The sequence below is a fragment of the Jannaschia formosa genome (assembly GCF_003340555.1).
Lineage (GTDB): Bacteria > Pseudomonadota > Alphaproteobacteria > Rhodobacterales > Rhodobacteraceae > Jannaschia > Jannaschia formosa.
This window is the reverse complement of the sequence record NZ_QPLJ01000002.1, coordinates 142,782-158,138: the sequence shown is the minus strand read 5'-3', so window position 1 is coordinate 158,138 and position 15,357 is coordinate 142,782. Positions and strand designations below refer to the sequence as shown.

Annotated in this window: 13 protein-coding genes; 9 read left to right on the top strand and 4 right to left on the bottom strand. The window is 70.9% G+C overall.

The features are described 5' to 3' along the window. Window positions 1-45: 45 nt before the first annotated feature. Both DR046_RS03660 and DR046_RS03655 read left to right on the top strand, forming a co-directional pair. Entirely contained in the window at window positions 46-981 is a 936-nt protein-coding gene (locus tag DR046_RS03660; RefSeq protein ID WP_115380080.1) for a glycine--tRNA ligase subunit alpha, read from the top strand. Beyond that, window positions 978-1,694: an FkbM family methyltransferase gene (locus tag DR046_RS03655; protein WP_167766866.1), complete on the top strand. Its 717-nt coding sequence runs from the start codon at window positions 978-980 to the stop codon at window positions 1,692-1,694. The genes DR046_RS03660 and DR046_RS03655 overlap by 4 nt, the downstream gene beginning before the upstream one ends. Window positions 1,695-1,758: 64 nt before the next feature. Here DR046_RS03655 and DR046_RS03650 read toward each other — a convergent pair whose 3' ends face one another. Further along, window positions 1,759-2,439: a nitroreductase family protein gene (locus DR046_RS03650; protein WP_115380076.1), complete on the bottom strand. Its 681-nt coding sequence runs from the start codon at window positions 2,437-2,439 to the stop codon at window positions 1,759-1,761. A gap of 115 nt (window positions 2,440-2,554) precedes the next feature. Here DR046_RS03650 and DR046_RS03645 point away from each other — a divergent pair, with 115 nt between their 5' ends. From DR046_RS03645 to glmM, 7 genes are all read left to right on the top strand, one after another. Continuing rightward, a complete protein-coding gene (locus DR046_RS03645) occupies window positions 2,555-3,079 on the top strand; it encodes a DUF6446 family protein (RefSeq protein ID WP_115380074.1) in 525 nt (174 codons plus the stop codon). After that, a complete protein-coding gene (glyS, locus tag DR046_RS03640; RefSeq protein ID WP_115380072.1) occupies window positions 3,080-5,335 on the top strand; it encodes a glycine--tRNA ligase subunit beta in 2,256 nt (751 codons plus the stop codon). A gap of 190 nt (window positions 5,336-5,525) precedes the next feature. Then, window positions 5,526-8,057: a putative PEP-binding protein gene (locus tag DR046_RS03635; protein ID WP_115380070.1), complete on the top strand. Its 2,532-nt coding sequence runs from the start codon at window positions 5,526-5,528 to the stop codon at window positions 8,055-8,057. A 242-nt stretch (window positions 8,058-8,299) separates the two neighbouring features. After that, the gene (locus tag DR046_RS03630; protein ID WP_115380068.1) at window positions 8,300-8,947 is read left to right on the top strand and encodes a cell wall hydrolase; all 648 of its coding nucleotides are present in this window, start codon (window positions 8,300-8,302) and stop codon (window positions 8,945-8,947) included. A gap of 118 nt (window positions 8,948-9,065) precedes the next feature. Beyond that, window positions 9,066-9,983, top strand: a complete 918-nt coding sequence (locus tag DR046_RS03625; protein WP_115380067.1) for a dihydroneopterin aldolase — start codon at window positions 9,066-9,068, stop codon at window positions 9,981-9,983. Next, window positions 9,980-10,963 carry a dihydropteroate synthase gene (gene folP / locus DR046_RS03620; protein WP_115380064.1) on the top strand — a complete coding sequence of 328 codons (984 nt, stop codon included), beginning with the start codon at window positions 9,980-9,982 and terminating at the stop codon, window positions 10,961-10,963. Before DR046_RS03625 ends, folP begins: the two co-directional genes overlap by 4 nt. Next, window positions 10,960-12,306, top strand: a complete 1,347-nt coding sequence (glmM, locus tag DR046_RS03615; protein WP_115380062.1) for a phosphoglucosamine mutase — start codon at window positions 10,960-10,962, stop codon at window positions 12,304-12,306. Before folP ends, glmM begins: the two co-directional genes overlap by 4 nt. Before the next feature lie 78 nt (window positions 12,307-12,384). Here the strand turns inward: glmM and chrA are convergent, their stop codons facing one another. The 3 genes from chrA to DR046_RS03600 form a co-directional block, all read right to left on the bottom strand. Next, window positions 12,385-13,653 carry a chromate efflux transporter gene (gene chrA, locus DR046_RS03610; RefSeq protein ID WP_115380060.1) on the bottom strand — a complete coding sequence of 423 codons (1,269 nt, stop codon included), beginning with the start codon at window positions 13,651-13,653 and terminating at the stop codon, window positions 12,385-12,387. 67 nt (window positions 13,654-13,720) lie between these two features. Continuing rightward, a complete protein-coding gene (gene folE2 / locus DR046_RS03605; protein WP_115380058.1) occupies window positions 13,721-14,758 on the bottom strand; it encodes a GTP cyclohydrolase FolE2 in 1,038 nt (345 codons plus the stop codon). A gap of 129 nt (window positions 14,759-14,887) precedes the next feature. Beyond that, window positions 14,888-15,325 (bottom strand): GNAT family N-acetyltransferase, encoded by a 438-nt coding sequence (locus DR046_RS03600; RefSeq protein WP_167766862.1) that lies wholly within the window; start codon window positions 15,323-15,325, stop codon window positions 14,888-14,890. Window positions 15,326-15,357 lie beyond the last annotated feature (32 nt).

Below are 15,357 nucleotides of genomic sequence, written 5' to 3'. Positions count from 1 at the left end.
ATGTGTTGCCGCCTAGACGCGGTGCCGACCGACCCGGAGGCCCCGATGCAAGACGCCCCCCGCTCCTTCCAGGAGATCATCCTGCGGCTTCAGACCTACTGGGCCGCGAAGGGCTGCGCCGTCCTGCAGCCCTACGACATGGAGGTCGGCGCGGGCACCTTCCATCCGGCCACGACGCTGCGCGCGCTGGGCCCGAACCCCTGGGCCGCCGCCTATGTCCAGCCCTCCCGCCGCCCCACCGACGGGCGCTACGGCGAGAACCCGAACCGGCTGCAGCACTACTACCAGTTCCAGGTCCTCATCAAACCTTCGCCCCCCGACCTGCAGGAGCTCTATCTCGGCTCGCTGGAGGCCATCGGCATCGACGCAGGGCTGCACGACATCCGCTTCGTCGAGGACGACTGGGAAAGCCCGACGCTGGGCGCCTGGGGCCTCGGATGGGAGGTGTGGTGCGACGGGATGGAGGTCAGCCAGTACACCTATTTCCAGCAGGTCGGCGGCCATGACTGCCACCCGGTCTCGGGCGAGCTGACCTACGGGCTGGAACGGCTGGCGATGTACGTCCTCGGCGTCGACCATGTCATGGACATGCCGTTCAACGACCCCCAGACCCCCATCGCGCTCAGCTATGGCGACGTCTTCCGCCAGACCGAGGAGGAATATGCGCGCTGGAACTTCGACACCGCCGACACCGCCGTCCTGCTGCGCCATTTCGAAGAGGCGGAGGCCCATTGCGCCGAGATCCTCGCCGCCCCGGCAGAGGATCCCAAGACCGGCAAGCGCATCGTCATGGTCCACCCGGCCTATGACCAGTGCATCAAGGCCAGCCACATCTTCAACCTTCTCGACGCGCGCGGCGTGATCTCCGTCACCGAACGCCAGAGCTATATCGGCCGCGTCCGCGCGCTGGCAAAGATGTGCGCCGACGCCTTCCTTCTGACCCGCGCGGGCGGATGGACGGCGGAAGGGGACGCCGCATGACGCGCCCCCTGCCCTCCATGCCGCCGCAGCGGCCGGAGGGCGCGCTGGAGGGGCTCCTCGACGCGGGCCGCTCCCTGCCGGGCGCGGCGGGCCATTTCTGCGACCGCAAGCTCCGCAAGCGCTGGCGCCGCCGCCATGCGGGCGCCTTCGACGCGGTGCTGGCGACGATGGGGCCGGACGACCTGGCCATCGACCTCGGCGCGAATGTGGGCTCCGTCACGCGCCGCCTCGCGGCGACCGGCGCCACCGTCCACGCCTTCGAGCCCGATCCCGACACCTTCGCCCGCCTGTCCGCGAACCTCGCGGACCTGCCCAACGTCCGCCTTCACCAGGCGGCGGCGGGCGCCGAGGCGGCGCGGCTCACGCTCCACCGCTCCCCGCGGCTCGACCGGAACCCCGGCAAGTACAGCCAGTCCGCCAGCCTCGTCCACGATCTCGGCGGCAGCGGCGGCGTCGAGGTCGAGGTGGTCGACTTCCCCGCCTTCCTCGCCGGCCTCGACCGCGACGTGGCCCTGGTGAAGATCGACATCGAGGGCGCGGAGTGGGACCTTCTCGACGCGCTGCGCGGGTACCCCGCCCTCGCCCGCATCGACGCGCTCTTCGTCGAGACGCACGAGCGCCACGACTACCCCCGCCTCCTGCCGCGCCTGAAGGCGCTGCAATCCTGGGCCGAGGGCATCGACCGCCCCTACGTGAACCTCTTCTGGCACTGACGGCGCTCAAGCCGCCGGGGCGCAGCGACATTGGGCAAGCATTCCCACGCCCACCGCCCCCCGACTACTCCCGGACCACCAGGATCTCGTCCAGCGCCTTCTTCACCTTCGCCGCCTTCGGTACCGCGGCCCCTTCGGCGGGGTGACCGCAGGCGACGATCATCAACGCCTTCTCGCTTTCGGGCCGCCCCAGCACCTCGCGCAGGAAGCCCATCGGGTTCGGCGTATGGGTCAGCGTCGCCAGCCCCGCCTCGTGCAGCGCCGAGATCAGCATCCCGCAGGCAATCCCGACGCTCTCGGGCACGTAGTAATGCTTCACCCGCCGGCCATCGGGGGCCACCCCGTATCTCTGGGCGAACACGACGATCAGCCAGGCCGCGTCCGTCAGGTGAGGCTTGCGCCAGTCCGTCCCGAGCGGCCCCAGGGCGTCCAGCCATTCCTGCGAGGCGCCGCCCGCATAGAACCGCCTCTCCTCCTCCTCGGCCGCCTCGCGGATGCGGGCCTTCAGCGACGGCTCCGCGATCGCCTCGAAATGCCACGGCTGCTGGTTCGCGCCCGAGGGCGCCGTCCCGGCCGCGGCGACGCAGGCCTCGATCACCGCGCGCGGCACCGGCAGCGGCGCATAGTCGCGCACCGTGCGCCGGGTGCGCAGCCGGTCGCGCGCCGCCTCGGCCCGCGCGATCATCTCGGCGTCGCCGGGCATCGCCCAGGCCTCCAGCGTTTCCGTCTCGAAATCCCGTGCCATCGCCCGCCTCCCTGCTTCGCGCGGACCCTACGCCGCCGGCGCCGCCTCGGCCAGCCTCGCTTGCCCCGCTTCCGCCTCTCGTGTAGCCCGCCCCCGTTCCCCGGCCGGAGACCCCATGGGCAAGCTCGTCGTCATCCTGCTGCTGCTGTCGGCTGTCCTTGCGGGCGCCGGCATCTGGTGGACCAACACCCGCGCCTTCTATGCTCCCGTCGAAGGCCCGGTGACGCTGACCCTGTCGAAGGACGGAGACCTGACGACCCTGCCCGCGACCGGGGTGCAGGCCATCGCCTCCACCTCCTCGCCGCTGGGCTTCCGCGCCTGCTTCGCCCATGACCTGACGCTCTCCGAGATCCCGTTCGACCCGGCCCCCGACGCCGCGCCCACCGTGGCACCCGGCTGGTTCGACTGCTTCGACGCCGAGGCAATCGCCGCGCTCATCGCCTCCGGCGAGGCGCAGGCCGCCGTCGCCTACGAGAACGTGGCCTACGGCGTCGACCGCATCGTCGCCCTGACGGACAGCCAGGGTTGGGTCTGGCACCAGCTCAACGAGTGCGGCGAGCGGGCCTATGACGGCACGCCCGTCGGGCGCGCCTGCCCCGACCGCGACACCTACCAACCGCTCATCGAAGGCAGCCTCTGAATGCCCGACCTCCTGATCGAGCTCTTCTCCGAAGAGATTCCCGCCCGCATGCAGCGCCGCGCCGCCGCCGACCTTCGCCAGCGCGTGACCGACGGTCTGGTCGAGGCCGGGCTGACCTATGCGGGCGCGGTCGCCCATTGCACCCCGCGCCGCCTCGCGCTGTCGGTGCAGGGCCTCACCGCAGAGAGCCCGACCACGACCGAGACCCGCCGCGGCCCCCGCGTCGACGCGCCCGAGAAGGCGATCGAGGGCTTCCTCCGCTCCACCGGCCTCGCCCGCGCCGACCTGACCGAGCTGGAGGAAAAGAAGGGCACCTTCCTCGTCGCCGAAATCACGACCCCGGGCCGCCCGGCCGCCGAGATCGTGGCCGAGGTGCTGGACCGCGCGATCCGCGACTTCCCCTGGCCCAAGTCGATGCGCTGGGGCGCCGGGTCGCTGCGCTGGGTCCGCCCCCTGCGCCGCATCCTCTGCATCCTCTCGGACGAGGAAGGCGCGGAGGTGGTCCCCCTCGACATCGACGGCATCGAGGCGGGCGACGTGACCGAGGGCCACCGCTTCATGGCCCCCGACCCCTTCCGCGTGACCGGCTTCGACGACTACGAGGCCAAGCTGAAGCGCGCCTTCGTCGTCCTCTCCTCCGAGGAACGGGCCGAGCATATCCGCCAGGACATGACCAATCAGGCCTTCGCGGCCGGGCTGGAGATCGTCGCGGACGAGGGTCTTCTGGCCGAGGTCGCAGGGCTGGTCGAATGGCCCGTCGTCCTGATGGGCCGGATCGGAGAGGACTTCCTCGACCTGCCCCCGGAGGTCCTGCAGACCTCGATGAAGGAACACCAGAAGTTCTTCTCGGCCCGCGCCAGGGACGGCCGCATCACCCATTTCGTCACCGTCGCCAACCGCGAGACCCCGGACGACGGCGCCACCATCCTCGACGGCAATTCCCGTGTGCTGGCGGCGCGGCTGTCCGATGCCAAGTTCTTCTGGGAGAACGACCTGCGCGTCGCGAAGGCGGGCGACGGGTGGGAGGCTCCGTGGCTCGACGCCCTGTCGAACGTCACCTTCCACGCCAAGCTGGGCAGCCAGCGCGAGCGCATCGACCGCATCGCCGCCCTGGCCCGCGAGATCGCCCCCGCGGTCGGCGCCGACCCCGAAACGGCCGAGCGCGCCGCCCGCCTGGCCAAGGCCGACCTGTCTTCGGAGATGGTCTACGAGTTCCCCGAACTGCAGGGCCTGATGGGCCGCTACTATGCCGAAGCCGCGGGCGAAGATCCCGCCGTCGCGCAGGCCGCGCAGGAGCACTACTCGCCCCTCGGCCCTTCGGATGACGTGCCAACCGCGCCGGTCTCGGTCGCCGTGGCACTGGCCGACAAGCTGGACACGCTGGCCGGGTTCTGGGCCATCGACGAGAAGCCGACCGGGTCGAAGGACCCCTATGCACTGCGGCGGGCAGCACTTGGCGTGATCCGCATTCTTGAAGCCGTAACGGGTTTTGGCGGAATGGATCGACAACTACTCTTGGCGAGCGTGGCGCACGACCTTCAGAAATCGAGCAGAACCGTCGCCACATTCGACGATCATATGGAGATGCTCTTTGCTCGCTTTGGTGTCACGCCTGAAAATCCCGGCCGAGCCCTCGATGAACTCGTAAGCCCTCATCGAGGGACCCTAAATGCCGCTTTCATTGTTGAGATGATGGGTGACCGCCGTGCGGTGGATGCCGACCCGGTCCTCTCTGACCTCCTCTCCTTCCTCCACGACCGCCTCAAGGTCCATCTCCGCGACGAGGGCATCCGCCACGATGTCATCGACGCCTGCCTGACCGGCGACCGCACCGACGACCTCGCCGACCTGACCGCCCGCGCCAAGGCCCTCGACGCCTTCCTGAAGACGGATAACGGGGAAAACCTAATACAGGGTTACCGGCGCGCGAAAAACATCCTCGACCAGGCCGAGGAGAAGGACGGCGTCGAATACAGCTACGGCGCCGACCCGAAGCTGGCAGAGACCGACGAGGAGCGCGCGCTCTTCGACGCGCTCGACGCCGCGCGCCCCGGCATCGACGCGGCGCTCGCCTCCGAGGACTACCCGGCCGCGATGGAGGCGCTCGCCGCGCTCCGCGCCCCCATCGACGCCTTCTTCGAGGCGGTGCAGGTCAACGCGGAGGCCGAGATCCTCCGCCGCAACCGGCTGAACCTCCTCTCGGAGATCGTGCGCACATGCGCCAAGATCGCCGACCTGAGCCGCGTCGGTTCGTAGATCGCGTCAGACGCAGATCCGACCGGGATCACCCGCGGATCACCCCTCGATTCCGACACACCGGCCCGACCCGAAGGTCGGGCTGGACGTTTTCCGTTTGGAAGGCATCTTCGGCCATGTAACGTCGGGGCCACATCGTTGCCGCAGCGCAGCAACGTGCTTAGCTGCAGTTGCGAAGGAGTCGCTCGTCATGTTGGATACGCCCCGTTTCACCGAGATCACGCCGACCGCCGACATCCGGGCCAGCCGCCACGGAAGCCGAGCCAAGTGTCTGCAAAGACTGGTCCGCATGGACCTCCCGGTCCCCCAGACCGTGGCCCTGCCCTTCGACACGGTCCGCGCGGTGGCGCAAGGCCGCATGCCCGACCTGACCACGCTGATCTCGCTTTTCGACGGCCAGCCGCTGCTGCTCTCGGTGCGCTCCTCCTCGGAGATGTCGGACTGGGGCGGGCCCGGCGCGGTGCTCAACATCGGCATGAACGACGTCGCCCATGCCTGGCTGTCCAACACCCTAGGCCACGCCGCCGCCGACGCGCTTTATCTGAGGTTCATCAAGAGCTTCGCCATCGAAGTCATGCGCCTCGACGAGGAACCCTTCGCTGAGGCCACCACCCCTGCCGCCGCCCGCGAGACCTACGAGGAGGAGATGGACGAGCCCTTCCCGCAGGCCATCGAGGACCAGCTCGACGCGGTCCTCCGCGCCATGGCCCGCGCCTGGGACGGCACCTCCGCAAGGCTGCTCCGCCAGGCCCAGGGCGCCCCCGCCGAGGCCGGTCTGGGCCTCGTGGTGCAGCGCATGGCGCAGGGCATGGGCCCCGGCCAGTCCGGCGCGGGCGTGGTGCAATTCGTCAACCCCGCCACGGGCGAACCGCAGGTTACGGGCCGCTACATGGGCCAGGCCATGGGGCGCGACGCGCTTCGCGCGCGAAACGAGGCGCTGTATCTCACCCATGACCCGCGCGGGCCGTCGCTGCAGGACCAGCTTCCCGAGGTCTATCAGGAGCTTGTCGAAATCGGCGACGCCTGCCGCCGCCGGTTGCGCGAAGAGATGCAGGTCGAGTTCACCATCGACCAGGGCCGTCTCTACGTGCTCGACGCGGTCCGCTGTCCGCGCGATTCCCGCGCCTCCGTGGCGATTTCCGCCGCGCTCGCCCGCGACGGAATCATCTCCCGCGCCGATGCGCTGCTGCGCGTCGCCCCCGCCACGCTCAGCCGCCTGCTGCACCGCCAGATCGCGCCCGACGCGAAGCGCACGGTGATCGCGCGCGGCGTCGCCGCCAGCCCCGGCGCGGCGGCCGGCAGGATCGTCTTCGACTCCGCCGCCGCCCAGGCCGCCGACGCGCGCGACGAGGCCTGCATCCTCGTGCGGCGCGAGACCTCGCCCGACGACGTGCGCGGCATGCACGCCGCCACCGGCGTCCTGACCGAACGCGGCGGCTCCACCTCCCACGCGGCGGTCATCGCGCGCGGCCTCGGCCTGCCCTGCGTCACCGGCGCGACCGGCCTGACGATCTCGCGACGGCGCAAGACGATGCGCCTGCCCGACGGACGGATCCTGCGCGAGGGCGACATGATCACCATCGACGGCTCCTCCGGCGAGGTGATGGACGGCGAGGTCCCCACTTTGGAACCAGCGCTGGATGGCGCCTTCGGCGACTTCATGGCCTGGTCCGACGACATCCGCGACATCGGCGTGCGCGCCAACGCGGACACGGTCGCCGATGCGACGCTGGCCCGCAGCTTCGGCGTCGACGGCATCGGCCTCTGCCGCACCGAACACATGTTCTTCGACCCCGCGCGGCTGACGGTGATGCGCGAGATGATCTTCGCCGAAACCGCCTCGGACCGCGCCGCCGCGCTCGACCGGCTGCTGCCGATGCAGCGCGACGACTTCACCGATCTCTTCGCGCTGATGGACGGGCTGCCGGTCTGCATCCGCCTGCTCGACCCGCCCCTGCACGAGTTCCTGCCCTCCGAAGGCGAGGGAGAGCGGGCGCTGGCCGCCGCGCTCGACCGGCCCCTGTCGGAGGTCAAGCAGAGGGTCGCGGCGCTGCAGGAGTATAACCCCATGCTGGGCATGCGGGGGGTGCGGCTGGGCATCGCCATCCCCGAGATCTACGAGATGCAGGCCCGCGCCATCTTCGAGGCGACCGTCGCCACGATGCGCGACGGCGCCGAAATCGTGCCCGAGATCATGATCCCGCTCGTAACCGCCCGACGCGAGGTCGAGCTGGTCAAGCGCCGCATCGATGCCGTCGCCGCCGCCGTCCAGGCCGAGTCGCGGATGCGGTTCGAGTACCGGCTGGGCGTCATGGTCGAGACGCCGCGCGCCGCCCTGCGCGCCGGCGAGATCGCCGAGGTCTCGGCCTTCCTCAGCTTCGGGACGAACGACCTGACGCAGATGACCTACGGCCTGTCGCGCGACGACGCGGGCAAGTTCATGTCGGCCTATGTCAACGAGGGTGTCTTTCCCGAGGACCCGTTCCAGACCCTCGATGTCGACGGCGTCGGAGAGCTTCTGCTGCTCGGCGCCTCCCGCGGACGGCAAGCCCGACCTGACGTCACGCTCGCACTTTGCGGCGAGCATGGGGGCAATCCCGAGTCGATCAACTTCTGCCGGCTGGCCGGATTCGACTATGTCAGCTGCTCGCCCTTCCGCGTGCCGGTCGCCAAGCTGGCTGCGGCACAATGTACCATTCTGGCGGCCCAGACGGCGAAATGACGCCGAACGGAAGGGGCTTTCGGCGGGTCTCGGCGCAAATCCGGGCGTGTTCGGGGCGTGGCTGCCGCGCAACGCGCAAGCCCGGTTGAAGGTTCCGGCGGTCTGCGCAAAACGCGCCGCCGGCCGAGGGCGGAAGTAAGGTTTCCTCAAGACCTGTCCTCTAGGCCGCGGACTTGGAACGGTTGGGACGGATTCTTCAGATGCTCAAAACTGCTCTCGGTGCTGCTTGCGCTGCGCTGACCATGACGCTTTCCCTCACGTCAGCCTCGCAGGCGCAGCCCGCGCTGGCCAGCCTCGCCACCACCGGCAGCCTTGCCGTCAGCGCCCTGACACGGGCCTCTGCGCCGCTTCCGGGGCTGAACGACGAAAGCCCGGATTTCTTCGACGGCGGCCGTGCGGCGCCGTTGCTGGACGGCCCGGGCCGCCAGCGCTCCCGCTCGGACGCGCGGATCGACGCGGCCAAGCTTGGCGCCATGCCCGCCGTCGACGGAGGCGAGCAATGGGAATGCCTCGCGGAAGCGATCTACTTCGAGGCCCGGGGCGAACCGATTCCCGGTCAGGTCGCGGTGGCCGAGGTCATCCTCAATCGCGTCGACAGCGAGCGGTATCCCGACTCGATCTGCGGCGTCGTCAACCAGGGGACGGGGCGGCTGCATGCCTGCCAGTTCAGCTACACCTGCGACGGCATCCCCGAGACGGTGACGGAGCCTGCGGCCTGGGCGAAGGCCGGCAAGATCGCGCGACTGCTGATGGACGGCCACGATCGCGCGCTGACGCGGGACGCCACGCATTACCATGCCGACTACGTCGATCCCTACTGGGCCGCGGTCTACCCGCAGACCGCCCGCGTCGGTCGGCACATCTTCTATCGGCAGATCCCGGGCGCCTGAGCGACCCCACGGCGCGGCGCACCGGCGCCGCGTCGCGAACGGGCCGCCCCATGGCGGTCCGAGGCTTCCCTCCGCCGCCCGTCCGTGCTTTGCCGCCGGTGACCGGAGGAGCCGCCCGATGCCCACAGATGCCGACCGCGCCGCGCTGAGCGTGGCCTTCGCCGCCCCGCTCGACCGCGCCCGGGCCGAGCCCGCCGCCGACCCGCGCGACCGGATTGCGCTGCGCGAACATGTCCGCGATGTCGAGATCGGCGCCTTCCAGCAGGAACGGGGCGTGACCCAGCGCGTCCGCTTCGACATCGTCTGTGAGGTCATGCTGGACGCCGAAGCGGTGGCCGGCGACGACGTGGACGGCATCCTCAGCTACGACACGCTGATCGACGCCGTCTCGGCCGAGCTCGCCGCCGAGCGGGTCAACCTGCTGGAGACGCTGGCCGAACGCATCGCCGCGCGGGTTCTGGCACAGCCGCGGGCCGCCCGGGTCTTCGTGCGCATCGACAAGCTCGACAGGGGCCCGCACGTGCTGGGCGTGGAGATCGTCCGCTCGCGCGCGCGGCTCGGCCCGGTCGCCTCGGCCGAGGGGGCGGCCCCGCGGCCCCGCGTGGTGCTGCTCGGGCCCGGGATGCTCGACGCGCCGGGCCTCGAAGCGATGATCGGCCGGTTGGCCAAAGACGGCCCCGCGATCGTCGTCGTCGCACCCGATGGCACCGCCCCGCAGGCGGGACACAAGCTGGCGCAGCGCCGGATCGACCTTCTGGCACTGGAACAGGCCGCGTGGCGCCTCGCCGCCCGCGACCCGCGCTGCGTCGTGATCGCCAGCCGAACGGAGCTCGACTGGGCGCTGCGGCAAGGCAACCTCTCCGTCTGGGCGCCTTCGCGCATGGTGCTCGACGCCACCGGCGGGCCGGAGGGCGCGGACCCGCGCGCGCTGACCCGCTGGCTGGCGTCGGAGTTCGACGCGCGCGAGGTCGTGCTGATCGGCGCCGGGGAGGGCACCGATGGCGAGCGCGTGCTGGCCAGCCCCGCCGAGCTGTGACCACGCGCCTGCGTCCCCTGCCCGCCCCCGAAGCGGGGCCCGGCGCGCCGCGCCTTGCCGGCGGCTGGCTGCGCTTCGACCGGGTCGAGATCCTGGAACGCGGCCGCGTGCCCCTCACCGTGCCGTGGACGGAACTGCCGGAGGCCGATCTCCTCCGCCTGACGGCGCCGCGCCCGCCGCTCGCGGGCCTCGCGCTCGACCGGCCGCGCGTGATGGGCATCCTCAACGTCACGCCCGACAGCTTCTCGGACGGCGGAAGGCACCTGGCCCCGGAGGCGGCGCTGGCCCGCGCGGCGGCGATGAGCGCCGCCGACATCCTCGACATCGGCGGCGAAAGCACGCGCCCCGGCGCCGCGCCGGTCCCCGCCGCCGAGGAAACAGCGCGCATCCTGCCGGTGGTGGAAGCCCTGCACGACCGCCGCCTCTCCATCGACACCCGCAAGGGGGACGTGGCACGCGTGGCGCTCGCCGCGGGCGGGGACATCGTCAACGACGTCGCGGCGGGCGCCTATGATCCCGGGATGTTTCCGGCCGTGGCCGAGGCCGGCGCGCCGATGATCCTGATGCACAGCATCAAGACGCCCGAGACGATGCAGGAGGATCCGCACTATGGGGACGTGCTGCACGACGTGCTCGACGGGCTCGCCGCCCGCGTCGGCGCCGCCGAGGCGGCGGGCATCCCCCGCGCGCGGCTGGTCGTCGATCCGGGCATCGGCTTCGGCAAGACGCGCGCGCACAACCTTGCCCTGCTGCGCCGGATCGGCGTCTTCCACGACCTCGGCCTGCCCGTCCTGCTGGGTGCGTCGCGCAAACGTTTCATCGGTGACATTGGCGGCGCGCCACAGGCGGAGGATCGCGCACCGGGCTCTCTGGCCGTGACCCTCGCCGCCGTGGCACAAGGCGTGCAGATCCACCGGGTCCACGACGTGGCCGAGGTGGCGCAGGGCCTGGCGCTGTGGCGCGCCGTGACGGAGGAGTGACGATGGGACTGTTCGGGACCGACGGCGTGCGCGGCCGTGCCAACGAAGGCAACATGACGGCCGAGATGGCGCTGCGTCTCGGCGCCGCCGCCGGCCGCTTCTTCCGGCGCGAGCGGGGCGGCGTGGCGCATCGCGTAGTCATCGGCAAGGACACGCGGCAGTCGGGCTACATGCTGGAGAACGCGCTGACTGCCGGGCTGACCTCGACGGGCATGAACGTGCTGCTGCTTGGTCCCGTGCCGACCCCCGCCGTGGGCCTGTTGGCGCGGTCGATGCGCGCCGATCTGGGCGTGATGATCTCGGCCAGCCACAATCCCGCCGACGACAACGGGATCAAGTTCTTCGGACCCGACGGCTTCAAGCTCTCGGACGAAGCGGAGGCCGAGATCGAGCGGCTGGTCGAGGAAGGCGTGCGCCTGGCCGAGGCGCCGCATATCGGCCGCGCCATGCGGATCGATTCGGGGCTCGGCCGCTATGTCGAATATGCCAAGACGACGATCCCGACCGGCATGGCGCTGGAAGGGCTGCGCGTCGTCATCGACTGCGCCCATGGGGCGGCCTACCGCGCGGCGCCCGACCTCCTGTCGGAGCTTGGCGCGACCGTCATCCCGATCGGGGTCGCGCCGAACGGCCGCAACATCAACGACCGCTGCGGCTCGACCCACACGGCCGCCGCCGCCGAGGCGGTCGTCGCCCATGGCGCCGATGTGGGCATCGCGCTCGATGGCGACGCGGACCGGGTGATGATCCTCGACGCGGCCGGCAGGGTGGCCGATGGCGATCAGCTCATGGCGCTGTTCGCGGTGCGCTGGGCCGCCGAGGACCGGCTGCGCGGCCCGGCGCTGGTCGCCACGGTGATGTCCAACCTTGGGCTGGAGCGATACCTTGCGGGCAAGGGCATCGCGCTGCACCGCACGAGGGTCGGCGACCGCTACGTCGTCGAGGAGATGCGGCGCGGCGGCTTCAACTTGGGCGGCGAGCAGTCGGGCCATATCGTGATGACCGACCACGCCACCACCGGCGACGGGCTGATCGCGGGGCTCCAGTTCCTGGCCGAGATGGTCCGCACCGGGCGCCCGGCGGCAGAGCTGATGCAGAGCTTCGAGCCGGTCCCGCAGCGTCTGGAGAATGTCCGATTCGGCGCCGGGGCCACACCCCTGGAAGCCGAGGCGGTGAGGGCCGCCATCGCCGGGGCCGAGGCGGCGCTGGCCGGGCGCGGGCGGCTGCTGATCCGCAAGTCGGGGACCGAGCCGCTGATCCGCGTGATGGCGGAATGCGAGGATCCCGACCTGCTGCAACGTGTGGTGGACGAGGTGGCGGGGGCGGTCCGACACGTCGCTTGACGGCTCTTGCGTCGGGGCGGAAGGAGGCTCTGCCCCCGCACGCCCCTGACGGCTCTCGGGAACTCAGCGAGGCGCACCTCAGCCTTGACCGAAGGCGAGCGGGACGAAGATCCCGAAGCCGAGGCCGAGGGCTGCGGAAATCGCCAGCGTCTCCAGCAGGCCGCGTTTGAGGACGAGAAGCCAGAGCAGGGCAAAGACCGCGAGAACGGCGGCGACCGGGTCGAGGCTCGACGGGTCGGGGCGCGGCGGACCGAACCCAGCCTCGGAGACGTTGCGGAACAGGACGTGGATCGCGAACCAGAGTGACAGGTTGGCGATCACCCCCGCCACCGCCGCTGAGACGAGGTCCAGCGCGCCGCGCAGCCGCGGCATCGCGGTCAGCCGCTCCAGATGCGGGGCGCCGGCGAAGATCCACAGAAAGCACGGGGCGAAGGTAGCCCAGAGGGTGACGAGCGCCGTGACGAAGGCCAGCCTGACCTGCGCGCCGCCGAGCCAGCCGGTGAAGACGGTCACGAGGATCAGCGGCCCCGGCGTCGTCTCCGCCAGGCCCAGCCCGTCGATCATCTGCTCGGCCGTCAGCCAGCCCTGCACCTCGACCGCGTTCTGCGCCAGCGCCGCCAGCACCGCATAGGCGCCGCCGAAGCTGACAGTGGCGAGCCAGGAGAAGAACACCCCCGCCTGCGCGGGGACGGAGCCCGGGGCGACGGCGAGCAGCAGCAGCAGCGGTGCCCACCAGATCGCGAGCCAGATCGCGACGGTGCGCAGCGTGCCGTGGCCCGCCGGGGCCGGTGCCGGCGCCGCCGACCCGCCGGCCGGCCGCAGGAGCCCCAGCAGCAGCGCGCCCCCCAGCACCGCCCAGAACGGAAGATCGAGCAGGAAGAGTCCGACGAAGGCGAGCGTCGCGACGGCGAGCGCCAGCGGCCCCTTCAGCGCCTTCGCCCGGAGTTTCCAGAGCGCCCCCGCGACGATCGCGAGCGCCGCCGCCTTGACCCCGAGGAAGGCCGCGTCCACCAGCGGCAGCCGGCCGTAGGAAAGGTAGAGCGCGGCCAGCACCATCATCACCGCCGCACCCGGCAGCACGAAGAGAAGCCCGGCCAGCAACCCCCCTGCCGTGCCGCGCAGGCGCCAGCCGGCGAAGGTGGCGAGCTGCATCGCCTCGGGCCCCGGCAGCAGCGTGCAGAAGCCCAGCCCTCGAAGGAAGGTGTCCTGGTCGAGCCAGCCCCGCCTCTCGACCAGTTCGGAATGCATCAGCGCGATCTGCGCCGCTGGCCCGCCGAAGCTCAGCAGACCGATCTTGCCGAAGCTGCGCACCAGCTCGGACCAGCCGGGAGGGTCTTGGTCGGGCAAGCGGGGTCTCCTTGAACGCGTCCCGGCTTACGCGACCAGGATCACCATTACATGACCCTTGCCCGGATCAGCCCGGATGCACCAGCGTCCCGAAGAGCCGCGGCTCCAGCACCTCGGCCTCGAACAGCTTGCCCGCAGTCAGAACCGAAACCGCGTCGTGGCTGTGCAGGCTTTCCTGATGGGACGCGACGACGCGGTGATCCCCCGCCCCCGGCAGCCGCGACAGGCCTTCGGAAAAGAGCCGGGCGGCATCCTCGACGAAGATCGGATTGGCGGCGTTCAGTTCGGCGAAGGCCTGCTCGTCCTCCCGCTTGACCATGACCTGCGTCTCGGTCGGGACCTGCGCGCGGCAGGTCTCGATCAGGTCCTCGACCGTCAGATCGCCCGTCACCTCGACCGACAGCCGCGCGACGGAGCGCTGGGAATGGGGCGTCGCCAGCTGGCCACGGGTGCGGCGCGCATGTTCGGACAACTCCAGCGAGCAGGGGCAGGTCGAGGAATAGACGTAGTCGACATGCAGGATGCGGCGACGCCCGGTGCCGGTCTGCACGACCTCCATCGCGACGTCGTAATACTGCCAGCCCTTGAGGCCCGAACGCAGCGACCGGATTTCCAGCGGCAGCGAGAACCGCAGCAGCAGGCGCGCGTCGAAGGCGTCGAGGTCGGAGAGATAATCGTCGAGCGCGGCCTCGACGACGTCGAAGCCCATCAGGCTTTCGGCGTGATTGTAGAAGCTGCGCATGATCCGGGACATGTTTATGCCCTTCTTGCCCGCTTCGAGGGAGACCGTCCCCGTCACCGACACCTCGGCCAGATGCGGCGCCGTCCGGGTCGCGATTCGCATCGGCAGCCGGAAATTCGAGATGCCGACATGCTGGATGCGCCGGTCCACACCGCGGATCAGGCTGGCCGGACCGTTCTGAAGGTCGGGCAGCGTGGCACGATAGGCCTCGTCGGTGACGAGTTTCGGATAGGTGTCGGAAAGGACCGGGTAGAGGTCCGCCCTGCCGCGCCCGCTCTCGGCGTAGCGTCTGAGCAGGTCGAGCGCGGCCTGTGCCTCCGCTTCGCTCGGCTCGCGGTCAATGTCCGGCGTGTGGACGTTCATCTGCCGTCCCTCCCTTCGGTTCGCGCGTGGACTTCGAAGATGGGCGAGTCCCACCTTCTCCTCAACCCCTCGCAGGTTCACTTACGCGGGCCCCCAGATATCGGATCACCGCGAAAGTCCGCGCTCCGGTCACGCGGTCAGCGCGCGCGCCATCTCGGTCGCCGGGATCACGATGCCGTCGCGCATCTGCGGAGCCGGGGCCACGACGGTCCAGCCGTGGCGCGCGAGGAAGGGCCGCGCCATGTCCGAGGCCCGCACGGTGAGGCGCCGCAGCCCCTGCGCGGCGGCGTGGTTCTCCAGCATGGCCAGCAGGGCATCGGCGGTGCCGGTGCCGCGCTGCTCTGGCAGGACATGGGCGAAGTCGAGATAGCCGTCGGCGCGCAGCGTGACGAAGCCGGTGACCTGCCCCGCCTCTTCGGCGACCCACACGGTCTGGCCCGAGATGCGTTCGGCGAAGGCGTCGGGTTCCGGCCGCTGCGGCAGCCAGGCGGCGCGCTGTGCGGCATCGTAACGCGGGGCGGCGCCCTCGCGTACGCCGCGCCAGAGGATCTCGACGATAGCGGGCATGTCGGAGGGTCCGGCCCGGCGGATCTCTCGCC